This window comes from Paenibacillus pinihumi DSM 23905 = JCM 16419 (assembly GCF_000422505.1).
Taxonomy (GTDB): Bacteria; Bacillota; Bacilli; order Paenibacillales; family Paenibacillaceae; genus Paenibacillus_D; species Paenibacillus_D pinihumi.
In genome coordinates this window covers 521886-534166 of record NZ_AULX01000006.1, presented here as the reverse complement: position 1 = coordinate 534166, position 12281 = coordinate 521886, and the positions used below count along the sequence as shown (strand labels likewise).

The window sequence follows — 12281 nt, the reverse complement described above, 5'->3', positions numbered from 1 at the left end:
GTTATGTAAGTGTTTTAATATCCTACCCACGTTCTGCAGATGTACGCAGGAGGCTTTTTTAAAGTGGCCAATTCCCCAGGAACGCCAGAAGCCTCAGCAGCTTGGTATACTGTCATGCCATCGATTAGTAGTTGATCTGGGATCAAGAGTTCTACAGCAAATTGATTTGCCTCACGCTCGATTTTGTCTAATGATAAAAGTGTGTTCTTTTTTAAAAAAGGCGTATTCACTTTAGGGTGCAAATAGTGATGTCCAAGTTCGTGAGCGCAAGTAAAACGAGTTTCTGCTTCAGAAAGACTTTCATGTATGTGAATAAAAGAAATTCGGTTTATGTGGCTGTAGTACCCCCAAGTGAATTTTCCTAAATACTCATGTATGACCTCAATCTTTTGTATTTCAGAAAGCTTAAAGGGGTCTAATGTCCCGTAGGTATTAATTAGCTTTTGAACAAGATGTCTTATTTTCATTAGAGACCCCCAATGATTATTTCTGATATTTTTTTGGAGTGAATTTCTTTTTTGCAGCATACTTCGATAGTCTTAAAGTGTTCTCTAAAGAAATACGTAAAGCTTCTCGATCCTCTTCGTCATATTCAACCTGTTCCCCATGAAATGCGATGGATGCCCCGCTTTCAAGATTTTTCATCATTTTCTCTAGCTGAACAGCAATATCCATCTCTTCTTTTGGGGTAAGGGAATAAGGGTCCTCAAGTGCCATATCTTCAGTTAATCCTAGTAGGTAGTCAGGCCTAACACGAAGAATTGAAGCAATTTTATTCAACTTATCGCTAGGAGGAGCGCTCTTGTCCCTTTCGTAGCTCGAGAAATTTGCTTCTGTCATATCTAACTTCTCGGCCATCGCTTTTTGGGTAAAACCCCTCAAGTTTCTTATTTTTCTTATCCTCGAACCTAATGACATAGCATAACACTCCATAAATTAAATTTGTTAAAAAATCACTTGCTCAAATTAAATTTGAGTGTTATATTATTACTCAAGGAGGTGAGCAAGCGAATGACAAAACAAACAACCTTCAAAAAACCGCGGCAACGGTTGAAAGAATTACGTAAGAGCAAAGGAACCCAACTTGCAGTTGCTATAACTTTGGGCATTACTGAAACTCATTTGCGTGAACTGGAAAATGGACGGTCTGTCCCAGGTACTAGGTTGCTTAAGCGTATCGAGCACTATTTTGGAGTTTCTGATGATGAATTATTCCCTGATTTGAATGAACCTGAATTTTATATGAGTTGAACTAAAATTTAATTTTCGTCACTAATGGAATTATATAACAAGATTTGTGTTTCCGCAAGTGGGATTTGTGGTTTTCTTTAAATATGTCTATATATCAAATTAAATTTGAGTTCTATTCTAAAAGAAAGACGTGATATCGATTACAACAGCGGACTTAATTGATTCCCTGCGGGCAGATATCATCCGTAATCTCCGCGAAGAACTACTAGCCGAACTTGAGCCTGAGATTCAGCGTCGTCTATATGCCAACATCCTGAATATCAAGGAAGCAAGTGCTTACCTAAAAATTTCAGAATCAACATTAAGAAAGATGGTCAGCGCTAATGAAATTCCTTTTTTTCGGCAGCGCGGTCAGATTTTTTTCCGCCAGATTGATATAGATAAACATCTGGAAAAGCTTGTTTCTCAAACGATGCATGAAAGGAGGTGAATTGATTGGAGGTACATATCTCTGATGCTCGCAAAGTGTACACAACTTCTGATCCGAACGAAGTCAACGAAATGCTGGAAGATGGTTGGCTGCTTGCAGATGTAACGCGAGGCAATCTTAAATACTTGTTTTTATTAATCAAAGTTTAGGGGGATGAGTATGAATCCGAAATTGGCACAATTATTTGATAAGGTGATCCAGATTCCAAGAAACTCCGTTTACACTGCATCAATTTCAATTACATCGGATATCGTCGATGTCGTGGTCCTTAAAAATCTCGCTGCTGTGGATTCTGATGAATTTATCCCTGCATGGGTCGAGTTTTTTTTAAACCTTCACAACGAGCAAGAAAAAGTGGAGGAAGCAATACAAGCCATCGATGCCATTCTCAGCGGAGATTACAACAAGGAGGCGGTAAACCTTGCCGGATGATCTGCTGGACAAGCTGGGAGAGTATTTCGTTTATCATTCCATCGGAGAGCGGTACCGCATTACGTTTGAACAATTTCTTGGGAAGGTGAGGGCGGGGACATGGGAGGCGTATCTGGCAGCATAGGGTATGACTTTCAAGCGGCAAGGGGCCGTATCATGGAGTTGACCAGTTTGTATCGGCATGCGGTCCGGCTGGGAGATGAGCTGGCACAGCATGAGTTGAAAACTCTGGTAGAAGAACTTGAGCAAGAGGTTGCGGTTGCGCATGCAGCTGCGGGCAGCAAAAAAGCCGTCGGCGAGGACGGCTTCCAGCAAAACAAATAAATAGGACGTTCCTATAATACCGCATGTACCGGGGGAGCGCAAGGGAGCAGGTTGTGGATCTTATCAGCGAGATTAAAAACAAGGTTCAGAATATTCCTGCTGAACAGATAACATTTTTCTGTATTGGGACGGATCGCTCAACCGGCGACTCATTTGGCCCGCTCATAGGGTCAGCCCTTTACAAATTAGGCTACAACGTAATTGGCAGAATGGACGATTTAGTTCATGCCATGAATCTCGATGAACGGATTAAAGAGATTCCTGAAGGACGAAAGGTTATTGCAATAGATTCATGTTTAGGAAGGGCAGACTCTATAGGCGATATTAGGTTCAGGTCCGGTCCTTGTCGGCCAGGTGCAGGAGTCGGGAAACAATTGACTCCCATAGGAGATTATCACCTGATAGGGATTGTAAACGCGGGGGGATTCATGGAGTATTTCGTTCTTCAAAATACCCCATTACACCGGGTAATGAACATGGCAAAGAGTGCTGTTGATGCCATTTGTAATGCTGTACTCATACCAGCAATTGCTGAAGTAGCTACAACCAATCAAATAAATGCAGGATCGCTGAAGCGATCTGAACTGGAGGAAATGATATGAAAGCAACTGGAATTGTACGTCGTATTGATGATCTTGGCCGTGTAGTTATCCCAAAAGAAACCCGTCGTGTACTTGGTATGAAGGAAGGAGACCCAGTCGAATTCTACATGGTTGAGGGCGGGATTGTAATCCGTAAATATTCTCCTGGATGTGCAGTAACCGGCAGCACAGAAGATTTGATTGAATTTAACGGCAAGCAATATAGTCGTGAAGCAATAAGACAGCTCGCCCAGCGGGCAGGCATTTAAGTTGGACAAGGCTCAGCCTTGTCTCAGGGATTCAGACACTCCCCGTCTGGCTTCCTGAGATGTGGCTGACACATCTGAGTGGTGGCGGAACACATGCAAGGTTCAAATTCTTGCCCACTCAATTACATAGGAAGGAGGACGGACGGCATGGGTGATGTTGCTGAAATGATTTTGGATGGAATCCTTTGTGAAGGATGCGGGGCTTTCATCGATGACGGCGAGGAACCGGGTCATCCTCGGAAATGTGAAGACTGTGAATAAGTAAAATAGCCCGCTGCAACGGGCTACACCAATCAATGGATGCCCCCATAATACCATGTGTAGGTGGGGGCGACAAGGAGGAGCTATGACAAAGCAGGAGCTTATTACGAAATTATTGGCGTTGCCGGCCGAAATTACGGCTGCTGAAGATGCAGTGCTGGGGGTACATCGGCAATTAACGGATGTTAAAGATATTCTTCAGGAAAAGGAAGATTCGCTTTTGCTGGGCAACAGGTTAGATGGAAAGAACGCCGAAATGCGAGCAGCACAGGCCCGCGCTTTTACAGGGCATGAGCGCAAACTGGTGACTGAATATGAACTGAGATTGAAAAACGCGGTATCCAATCTGGAGCGTTTGCGGGTGCAAATGAATGCATATCGTACCGTGGCCAGTCTCCTGCAGGTGAACGTATGAACAAGATCACCCTACAACGCCTGACACTCCGCAATTTCAAAGGCTTCCGCGAGTTTCAGCTTGTGGCCAATGGACAGCCGGTCAATGTATTCGGCGATAACGGGACAGGCAAGACAACCCTGTTCGATGCTTTTACCTGGCTGCCGTTTGGCAAGGACAGCGCAAACCGGACAGACTTTGAAATCAAGGAGCTTGATTCCGCCGGCAAGGTTCGGCAGCACAAGCTGGAGCACGAGGTTGAAGGTGTGCTCGACATAAACGGGAAGAGCAAGACGTTCCGACGTGTCTTCGCTGAGAAATGGACCAAGAAGCGCGGATCGCTGACAGCTGCATTCGAGGGTCATGAAACTTCTTATTTCGTCGACGGTGTACCCGTCACTAAAAAGGAATACGATGCAGCGGTCACGGCCCTGCTTCCGGAGGAACTGTTCAAGCTCCTTACCAGCCCGACGTATTTCAACGAGCAGCTCAAATGGCAAGATCGGCGAAAGCTACTCCTGGAGGTCTGCGGGGATGTAACGGATGCCGAGGTTATTCATTCCAACACTGAGTTGGCTCCATTAGAGGCCATTTTGCGTGAGCGGGATATTGATGATCATAAAAAGGTCGTTGCTGCATCGATGAAACGCATTAATCAGGAGATTAATGATATCCCCATCCGGATCAGCGAGGCACAGCGCAGTATGCCGGATGTATCCGAGATCAGCGAGGATATGCTCAAGGAGGATATTGTCACGCTTCGCGAGCGGTTAACCGGAAAGGAGCAGGAGCTTGTCCGGGTGCAATCAGGTGGCCAAGCCGCCGAACTGCAGCATCGTCTTCGAGAAATTGAGGGCGAGCAGCTCCAGATTAAGAATGTATTGCAAACGGCAGCGCTGGATTCGGTAGCTCAGCAGCGGGCGCATGTTGATAACCTACTTCGTGATTTGGATAATGTTCGCCGATCGATGGATGATCGGCACTACAAAATCAAGATCAATGAGCAGCGGATCGCCGGGCTTGACCAAGAGAGGGCGCAACTCCGAGCGGAGTTCAGCGCTGCAAGCACAGACGGATTTGCACATTCGGCTGACGATAACTGCCCGGCGTGTGGACAGCTGCTTCCGGAGGAGTGTCGGCAGGAAGCTCATGATATGGCATTGGCCGACTTCAACCGCCGCAAGGCCGAACGTCTGGAAGGGATTCAGCGCCGTGGGCGCGCTGCGCGTGATGAATCTGAGCGCCTGGACGATGAAGTCACCCGTATGCGAGAGGAGTTCCGGCAGTTGGCTGGGCAGCAGGAGCAGTTGCAAGTTCGAATTGATATGGCTAATGCTGAACTGGACCGCCTTCGTCAAGGTGTTCAGAACCCGGATGACGATACTAAATTTCGGAGTTTGGGAGACGAAGCAGGGCTGTTACGCCAGCAAATCACTACGTTACAGACAGATTCAGCGCAAGAGCAACAGCGGATTCAACAGGAGATTCAAAGCCTGCGCGTAGAGATTGGAGTCCTGGATGCTGAATTGGCCAAATTTGACCATGTGCGCCGGCAGCAAACTCGCATTATGGAGCTCGAGCAGCAGGAAAGTAAACTTGCCAGAGAATACGAGCACCTTCAGTATGAGCTCTATCTGATGGAAGATTTCATGCGAGCTAAGGTCAATCTGCTGCAATCTCGCATTGATTCCAAGTTCCAGTATGCGCGCTTCCGGTTGTTTGAGGAACAAATCAACGGTGGGCTGCGCGAGGTCTGTGACACACTTTACAACGGCGTGCCGTATGACGGCGGACTCAACAACGCCGCCCGGATCAATGTCGGTCTGGACATCATTAACACGCTCAGCCAGCATTACGGCGTGTCCGCTCCGATTTTCGTGGACAATGCTGAGGCAGTCACGGATTTGTTAGAAATCAACACACAGATGATCAAGTTAGTTGTTCCACCGAGTTTTGAAAATTTGCCGTCAGAAACGCAAGCGGAACTGATAAGTATACATGGACAAGAAAAAGCAGAATCAGCTTGGAAAGATCGAATGAAGAAACTGCGTATCCATACCAAGGGAGTAACTTTGGAAGGGCTGCTGATCGTGGACAATGAGGTGATTTCATGAGCGACGTTGTCGAGGTCAAGGTTGTGACTGGCAAAGCTCGTTATGTGGATGCCCGAACCGAAACGCTGTACATCGATGGCAAAGAGGCAATGAGCGCCTATCCATTATGTGAATGTCCGGAGGATGCAATTCTGGAGCGTGATCTGCTGGGGCCTTCAGATTTCGCTAGTCTGCTGAAAAGCTTCTTGAAGGAACACAAAGGTAAGAAAGTCAAATTTGTTTATGAAGATGAGCCTGAGGAGGAAGAAGAATGAGTGATAATGCGGTTGTAAAACAGGAACCTACCCAATCCGAACGGTTCATGAATATGGTGATCACACAATTTACTGGTAGCGTGGGTGAGGTTCCACTGACTAATTTTCAGAAGCGCCTTGCTCAAAATTATTTCATCTCGCTAGATGCTTCGTTGAAAGCTGCTGAAGAAAAACGTCTTGCAAAGTCAGAGAAGTATCGCGACCCCCTTCCTATGATATGGGATAACATCAATTTGGAAAAGCTTGCTCGAGACGTTGTCACCTATGCCCGGGTCGGTTTTGACCCCGCACAAAAAAATCATATTAATTTAATTCCATTTAAAAATAACAAAACGAATAAATATGATATTGGATTCATTGAAGGATACCGGGGACTTGAATTAAAGGCTGTAAAGTATGGCTTAGATGTTCCTGATCATATCCCAGTCGAATTGGTTTACTCTACAGACCATTTCCGTCCAATTAAAAAGGATGCAAGGAACTCTATCGAAAATTATGAATTCGAAATAACACAGCCATTTAATAGAGGTGAGATCGTAGGCGGATTCTACTATCACTCATTTTCCCATGAACCTGAGAAGAACAAGCTGGTGACATTCAGTATAAAGGAGATTCTCAAGCGTAAGCCGGAAAAGGCATCGGCTGAGTTTTGGGGGGGCGAGAAAGACAAATGGGAAAATAACAAAAAGGTTGGTACGGAGCAAGTAGAAGGCTGGCATGAGCAAATGTGCTGGAAAACTATTTTCCGGGCAGCGCATAATGACATCACAATTGATAGCCAGAAGATCGACGATGACTACATGCGCTTAAGTCAGCTTGAACAGGAATATGCGGAGAGGGCGGTTGATGCAGAAGTTGCAGAGAATGCTAATCGGCAGCCGATCGATGTCACACCGCCACACGAAGCTTATTCAGTGCCAGAAGGGAATTCTGCTTCAGCCCTGCCTCCTGAGCAAGAGGCAGCTAAGGCGACAGGGACAACGCAACAAGCAACTAACACTGTGCCAGAGATGGATTTCTAATGATCGACATTTATCCTATTGCCAGCAGCAGCGCGGGCAATGCCTACCGGGTGACCGATGGGCAGACGATGCTGCTGCTGGAGGCCGGGCTGTCATATAAGGAGATTCAGCGGTCACTCTCCTTTCGGGTGACTCAACTCTCCGCCTGCTTGATTACGCATGAGCACGGCGACCACAGCAGATCCGCCAAAGAACTCATGCGTGCCGGCGTGAAGGTTTTTACCAGCTCGGGCACAGCGGATGCTGTGGGGCTGTCAGGGCATCGCCTGCAGATCGTCAAGCCGGGTGAGCGGGTGCAAGTCGGTTCATGGACCATTCTGCCGTTTGGGGTTGAGCATGATGCGGCGGAGCCTTTGGGTTTTGTCCTTGCAAATACATCCAGAGATAAGCTTGTTTTTCTTACAGATACTTATTACTCCCGGTACACTTTTCCGGGCATGACACATTTAATGGTCGAGTGCAATTATGCGCTCGACATTGTTAATAGACGTGTGGCAGCCGGAGAGTTGCATCCTTCACAAAAAAGCCGGTTGCTCCAGTCACATTTCGGACTCGACAACGTGAAGGACATGCTCCGTGCCAATGATCTGAGCAAACTGCGGGAGGTCTGGCTGCTCCATCTGAGTGACAGCAACAGCGACGCCGACCGGTTTAAGCGAGAGGTGCAGGAGATTACCGGGACGGTCGTCCAGGTGGCTCGGAGGTGATCGATCCGTTATACGATGAATACGGCGTGCCGCTCTGCAGGTCAGGGGTTGGTGAGCGGATATGGGCATTCTATCATTCTGATCCGGAACAATTTAGGTCAGAGGTCAAGGCATATTTCGCCCTCGGTATGCCGGGCTGGACAGTGGTTAAGGCCAATTATGAGCACCGCATCATTTGGCTGCGGGATGACCGGAGGCGAACCGTGTGATAGAGCAACTTGAATTGTTTGATTTTGAACCCAAGGTTGAGCCCGCAATTATTTTTACTTCTTATTCGGTACCGGCACTTAACGGCTTTTATTACGAGACCAAGACCCGTAAATTCGTTTCATTTGTTCTTGGCCAGCGATATTACGAGATTCCGGCCAGCCGTTGCCGTTTGGCGAAAGAATGGCAACAAAAAATTATGAGGGAGCGATCCATATGAATGTAGCTATGAAAAATCAGATGAATAGTTGGTTTGAGCAAGCAAGAGCTGAAGGTCCAGAAAGCACCAGAGAATATTTGCAATACATTGCTCGCACTTTGGGTCTGCAGGTGGCTGAGGCAACAAAGCCGGATGAGATTCCAGCGGAGATCGCGGTGATTGTTGAGAACTTTGGTAAAGGAATGACTGCTGGAACGCTAATTCATCATGGGAAATATGGCGTGCTGGACTTGAATGTCTTCCAGGTCCACCGGACGAGACCATGAAGAACGGAAAGCGCCCGACACGGCGCCAGAAACAATTGATAAAGGCAGCCGGCTGGAATCCGGATAACTGGTTTGTGGTGAAGCATCTTCCGAGAGAGATGCATCTGACGCATCGATACACAGGTACTGCAAAAGTGATTCCGCTTTAAGGAGGGCGACGGATGGCTAACCCACAACTAGAAAAAGGATTTTTACAAATAGCAAACGACATATGGGATGAAGTCATCCGTCGAGATTTTACGAAGCGGCAGAAGGATATTTTACTGTTCATCTGGCGACTATCATACGGCTGCCGAAAAAAGATGGCTATCATTCCTAAACTCAAACATTTTGAAGTGTGCGGAGTATCCCCGCAGAACGTTACCAAGGAATTGAATTATTTAGTTTCATGCAAGGTTCTAAATTGGGATAAAGAGTCAGCAATCTTCCAGGTCAACAAGGACTATGAGCAGTGGCAAATCAGTCCAGTCAAAGGATGGGACGAAGAAGTTTTCAAGGATTTAATCCGGAAAAATTTATCTTTAAAAACTTCTCAAAACGAGAAGTCCAGCAATAAAAAAACTTCTCAAAACAAGAAGTTTTCAACGGGGAAAATCCTTTACACTTCTCAAAATAAGAAGTCGTTACTTCTTAAAATAAGAAGTTCTGACTTCTTAAAACAAGAAGTTCAACGCCTTTCAATCCCTTGCGGCTGTAGGGCAAAACGCTCTCCTAAATACAGTATTAAATACAGTATTACTACTACAACAACTACCACAACACCGGAGCCGAATTCTAAGCAAGATTTTTCATTCGGGAATGTATTCAAAGCCTATGAAAAAAATTTCATAGCCGGGGGAAAAATCACGGAATTTGATATTGAGGAGTTTTCTGCCTTGTTTGATGACTACGGTGGTGAGTGGCTGCTTCAAGCGATGAGGGAAGCATACCGGCAAGGACCAGACAAAAGAAATTTAGCATACGTGAACGGGGTTCTTAAAGGATATCGGGAGCGGGGAGGTCCTTCAAAGCAAAATAAAGATTCGCCACGTCCTGGACGCACAGTAAAGTCAGATACCAGACAGCAGCAGCTTGACGAACTGGACAAGCTCATTGAGGAGGAGGAGATAAAGCGTGGAACTCATTGAAGTTGCCAAGCTTTACAGACACATTAAAAAGTATTTTCCTTTTTTTGATGCTTCGGCGGATCGGGCTAAGGATGATCACACTCGTTATCTCAAGGACTTTCCAGCCGATACAGCTTGGGCAAATATTGATCAGCACATTCTTACCGAGACGGTCACCCCTCAGATCGCTCACATCCGGGGGAGATTAGGGGACCAGATCGACAGCAAGCGCAGCAAAGACAAGGCGGCCGAGTACGAGGCTCAGCTCCAGGAATGGGCTGCCAGTGACAGTCCGCCCCCTCCTGGATACTGGGAAGATATGAGACGTAAGCTGCGAGGGGATATCGAATGATTGATATTGCTGAGCAGTTGGGGATTGAGGTTCCGCGTGACCTGCAGGCGGAGCAAGCTGTTTTAGGAGCAATTATTGCTTCTCCATCTCCGGCAGCATATGAGACTGTCAGTGACATGTTGCAAGGCGGGGAATTCGATAATGAGGCCCATGCCCGGATTTATCGTGCAATGAAACAGCTTGCAGCTGAGGGACAGCCAATTGATATGGTCACGCTGACATCGCAGCTTCAAGATACTGACGAGCTAGTCAAAATAGGTAGTGTTACCTATCTGGCGCAGCTTGTCGGAGGCGTGGTTTCTACTGACAATGTTGGGTACTATGCCGAGCGTGTTCAAGAGATGTTCCTGCGCCGGGAGACTATCAGCACATCCCTCGAACTGCTTAAAAATGCAGCTCAAGAGCAGGATGTTAAGGGCTTCGTGGCCATGGCCGAGGCTGCTGTAGGTAAACTTTCTGATCAGACGGCTCCAGTGAAAGAGTTCGTCAAAATCAGAGATGTAGCCTTACGGGTATGGGATGAAGCGGAGCAGCGTTACAATGCTCGTGAAATTAATCGAGGCATTACGGGGATTGAGTCTGGGTATCCGGATCTTGATCGGATGACTGCTGGGTTTCAGAGGAATGACCTGATCATTGTAGCAGCTCGTCCTTCCGTAGGAAAGACGGCTTTCGCGCTTAATATTGCCCAGAACGTAGGAATTAGAGGCAAGGTGACAGTGGCCATTTTCAGTCTGGAGATGTCTTCTGCTCAATTGGTTCAGCGCATGGTTTGTGCTGAAGCCCAAATTGATGCAAGCCGAATGCGGACCGGTTATTTCGAGGGTGATGATTGGGAGAAAATGTCCATGGCCATCGGTGATATTTCTGAGGCTGATATCTTCATCGATGATACGCCAGGAATCACGGTTAATGAGATCAGGGCAAAGTGCCGGAGGCTGAAGAAGGAAGCGGGGCTTGGTATGATCCTGATCGACTACCTGCAGCTAATTCAGGGTAGCGGTCGACGTGGGGCTAACCGACAAGAAGAAGTGTCCCAAATCTCCCGTACACTAAAGCAAATTGCCAGAGAGTTGGAGGTTCCGGTTATTGCGCTGTCACAGCTCAGTCGGGGCGTGGAGCAACGGCAGGATAAGCGTCCGATGATGTCCGACCTCCGGGAATCCGGAGCGATTGAGCAGGATGCTGACATTGTATCCTTCCTCTACCGGGATGACTACTACGATAAGGAATCCGACAAGAAAAATATTATCGAGATTATCATTGCCAAGCAACGTAACGGACCGGTTGGAACGGTGGAGCTGGTGTTTATGAAGCAGTTCAACAAATTTGTTTCACTGGATCGGACATACAGCACTACTCCGGAACCGCCAGAGCCTGAATCAAAAGGGAGTCGTGTTCCGGATATGTACCGAAAGGGGAATACAGCATGAAAAAGCAAAATTTCGATGCTTTTTATCAGACTAAGTATCGTCAACTGATTTGGCATCGTGGGCGATTAGTTGGTGAGGTGTTCACGCTGCCTCCCCGGCCCCAGCGTTGGAGAAAGGGGAAGCGGCTTGAAAATATTAGGATTTGATCACGGAACTAATTATGCTGGCTGGGCCACTATGCAGAACGGCAAACTGTTGGAGTATGGGCTTCGTAATTTCACAAAAATTGAAATGCCGTCGGTGCTGGATGCGATCTATCAGGATGCTGCGGCTCTAATAAAGCAGGAGCAGCCGAAAGTGGTCGTGCTAGAGCGGCCTGTACACTTCAAGAATGCTAACAGCGTTCTGGCGCTGGTCGGAGCTTACTCTATGGTGACTCTGGCTGCTCTGCACTGCGGGGTTGCATTGGATGCGGTCCGCCCCTCCGAGCTTAAAAGGCAGACAGGGAAGGGCAATGCAGATAAAGAGACAGTGGCATTGGATGTGGCCATGCGTTTCTGTTTAGATTTCGATAGTGTCGCTATTCCGGTTCTCTACAAGGTCAATGACCGCAAGGGAAAATACAAGGCGGGCGACCTTAAAGAACGACTTTATGACCCAGCAGATGCAATTGCTCTTTGCTGGGCATATCACCAAAAAATCAAGGGAGCTGAGTAGA

General features: G+C 47.1%; 23 protein-coding genes. 21 read left to right on the top strand and 2 right to left on the bottom strand.

All coding sequences use genetic code 11. The features are described from left to right. Positions 1-14 precede the first annotated feature (14 nt). Entirely contained in the window at positions 15-467 is a 453-nt protein-coding gene (locus H583_RS31650) for an ImmA/IrrE family metallo-endopeptidase (RefSeq protein ID WP_036708095.1), read from the bottom strand. Positions 468-483: 16 nt separating this feature from the next. Beyond that, positions 484-918 carry a helix-turn-helix domain-containing protein gene (locus H583_RS0102315; RefSeq protein ID WP_028559059.1) on the bottom strand — a complete coding sequence of 145 codons (435 nt, stop codon included), beginning with the start codon at positions 916-918 and terminating at the stop codon, positions 484-486. 93 nt (positions 919-1011) lie between these two features. Between H583_RS0102315 and H583_RS31645 the strand changes: the two genes are divergently transcribed. The 21 genes from H583_RS31645 to H583_RS0102200 all read left to right on the top strand — a co-directional run bounded on the left by H583_RS31645 (position 1012) and on the right by H583_RS0102200 (position 12280). After that, positions 1012-1251: a helix-turn-helix domain-containing protein gene (locus tag H583_RS31645; protein WP_036708092.1), complete on the top strand. Its 240-nt coding sequence runs from the start codon at positions 1012-1014 to the stop codon at positions 1249-1251. Positions 1252-1381: 130 nt separating this feature from the next. Continuing rightward, complete coding sequence (locus tag H583_RS31640) at positions 1382-1681, top strand: helix-turn-helix domain-containing protein (RefSeq protein ID WP_245585820.1); 300 nt, start codon at positions 1382-1384, stop codon at positions 1679-1681. A gap of 5 nt (positions 1682-1686) precedes the next feature. After that, positions 1687-1830 (top strand): hypothetical protein, encoded by a 144-nt coding sequence (locus tag H583_RS36450; protein WP_154665778.1) that lies wholly within the window; start codon positions 1687-1689, stop codon positions 1828-1830. 10 nt (positions 1831-1840) lie between these two features. Further along, positions 1841-2113, top strand: coding sequence for a hypothetical protein (locus H583_RS0102295; RefSeq protein ID WP_028559057.1), 273 nt, complete (start codon positions 1841-1843; stop codon positions 2111-2113). Further along, entirely contained in the window at positions 2103-2237 is a 135-nt protein-coding gene (locus H583_RS37830) for a hypothetical protein (protein ID WP_281170088.1), read from the top strand. Before H583_RS0102295 ends, H583_RS37830 begins: the two co-directional genes overlap by 11 nt. A gap of 32 nt (positions 2238-2269) precedes the next feature. After that, entirely contained in the window at positions 2270-2437 is a 168-nt protein-coding gene (locus tag H583_RS36445) for a hypothetical protein (protein WP_154665777.1), read from the top strand. Between the two features lie 53 nt (positions 2438-2490). Then, positions 2491-3039 carry a spore protease YyaC gene (gene yyaC / locus H583_RS31635; protein ID WP_161631185.1) on the top strand — a complete coding sequence of 183 codons (549 nt, stop codon included), beginning with the start codon at positions 2491-2493 and terminating at the stop codon, positions 3037-3039. Next, complete coding sequence (locus H583_RS0102275; protein WP_028559056.1) at positions 3036-3287, top strand: AbrB/MazE/SpoVT family DNA-binding domain-containing protein; 252 nt, start codon at positions 3036-3038, stop codon at positions 3285-3287. Before yyaC ends, H583_RS0102275 begins: the two co-directional genes overlap by 4 nt. 346 nt (positions 3288-3633) lie before the next feature. Then, a complete protein-coding gene (locus tag H583_RS0102265; RefSeq protein ID WP_028559055.1) occupies positions 3634-3963 on the top strand; it encodes a hypothetical protein in 330 nt (109 codons plus the stop codon). After that, positions 3960-6056 (top strand): AAA family ATPase, encoded by a 2097-nt coding sequence (locus H583_RS31630; protein WP_051235859.1) that lies wholly within the window; start codon positions 3960-3962, stop codon positions 6054-6056. Before H583_RS0102265 ends, H583_RS31630 begins: the two co-directional genes overlap by 4 nt. After that, positions 6053-6310 carry a hypothetical protein gene (locus tag H583_RS0102255; protein ID WP_028559054.1) on the top strand — a complete coding sequence of 86 codons (258 nt, stop codon included), beginning with the start codon at positions 6053-6055 and terminating at the stop codon, positions 6308-6310. The genes H583_RS31630 and H583_RS0102255 overlap by 4 nt, the downstream gene beginning before the upstream one ends. Then, positions 6307-7332, top strand: coding sequence for a recombinase RecT (locus H583_RS31625; protein WP_081666939.1), 1026 nt, complete (start codon positions 6307-6309; stop codon positions 7330-7332). The genes H583_RS0102255 and H583_RS31625 overlap by 4 nt, the downstream gene beginning before the upstream one ends. Continuing rightward, positions 7332-8039 carry an MBL fold metallo-hydrolase gene (locus H583_RS0102245; RefSeq protein ID WP_028559053.1) on the top strand — a complete coding sequence of 236 codons (708 nt, stop codon included), beginning with the start codon at positions 7332-7334 and terminating at the stop codon, positions 8037-8039. The genes H583_RS31625 and H583_RS0102245 overlap by 1 nt, the downstream gene beginning before the upstream one ends. After that, on the top strand, positions 8036-8248 hold the full coding sequence (locus tag H583_RS0102240) for a hypothetical protein (RefSeq protein ID WP_028559052.1): 213 nt from the start codon (positions 8036-8038) through the stop codon (positions 8246-8248). The genes H583_RS0102245 and H583_RS0102240 overlap by 4 nt, the downstream gene beginning before the upstream one ends. Continuing rightward, positions 8245-8466, top strand: a complete 222-nt coding sequence (locus H583_RS37115; RefSeq protein ID WP_036708088.1) for a hypothetical protein — start codon at positions 8245-8247, stop codon at positions 8464-8466. Before H583_RS0102240 ends, H583_RS37115 begins: the two co-directional genes overlap by 4 nt. After that, positions 8463-8732, top strand: a complete 270-nt coding sequence (locus H583_RS0102230; RefSeq protein WP_028559051.1) for a hypothetical protein — start codon at positions 8463-8465, stop codon at positions 8730-8732. The genes H583_RS37115 and H583_RS0102230 overlap by 4 nt, the downstream gene beginning before the upstream one ends. After that, complete coding sequence (locus tag H583_RS37110; protein WP_169456455.1) at positions 8729-8881, top strand: DUF6906 family protein; 153 nt, start codon at positions 8729-8731, stop codon at positions 8879-8881. Before H583_RS0102230 ends, H583_RS37110 begins: the two co-directional genes overlap by 4 nt. Positions 8882-8893: 12 nt before the next feature. Then, entirely contained in the window at positions 8894-9859 is a 966-nt protein-coding gene (locus tag H583_RS35885; RefSeq protein WP_081666938.1) for a replication protein, read from the top strand. Beyond that, positions 9846-10190 (top strand): hypothetical protein, encoded by a 345-nt coding sequence (locus H583_RS0102215; RefSeq protein WP_028559050.1) that lies wholly within the window; start codon positions 9846-9848, stop codon positions 10188-10190. The genes H583_RS35885 and H583_RS0102215 overlap by 14 nt, the downstream gene beginning before the upstream one ends. After that, positions 10187-11623, top strand: coding sequence for a replicative DNA helicase (dnaB, locus tag H583_RS0102210; protein WP_028559049.1), 1437 nt, complete (start codon positions 10187-10189; stop codon positions 11621-11623). Before H583_RS0102215 ends, dnaB begins: the two co-directional genes overlap by 4 nt. A 126-nt stretch (positions 11624-11749) precedes the next feature. Beyond that, positions 11750-12280: a crossover junction endodeoxyribonuclease RuvC gene (locus H583_RS0102200; protein ID WP_028559048.1), complete on the top strand. Its 531-nt coding sequence runs from the start codon at positions 11750-11752 to the stop codon at positions 12278-12280. Position 12281 lies beyond the last annotated feature (1 nt).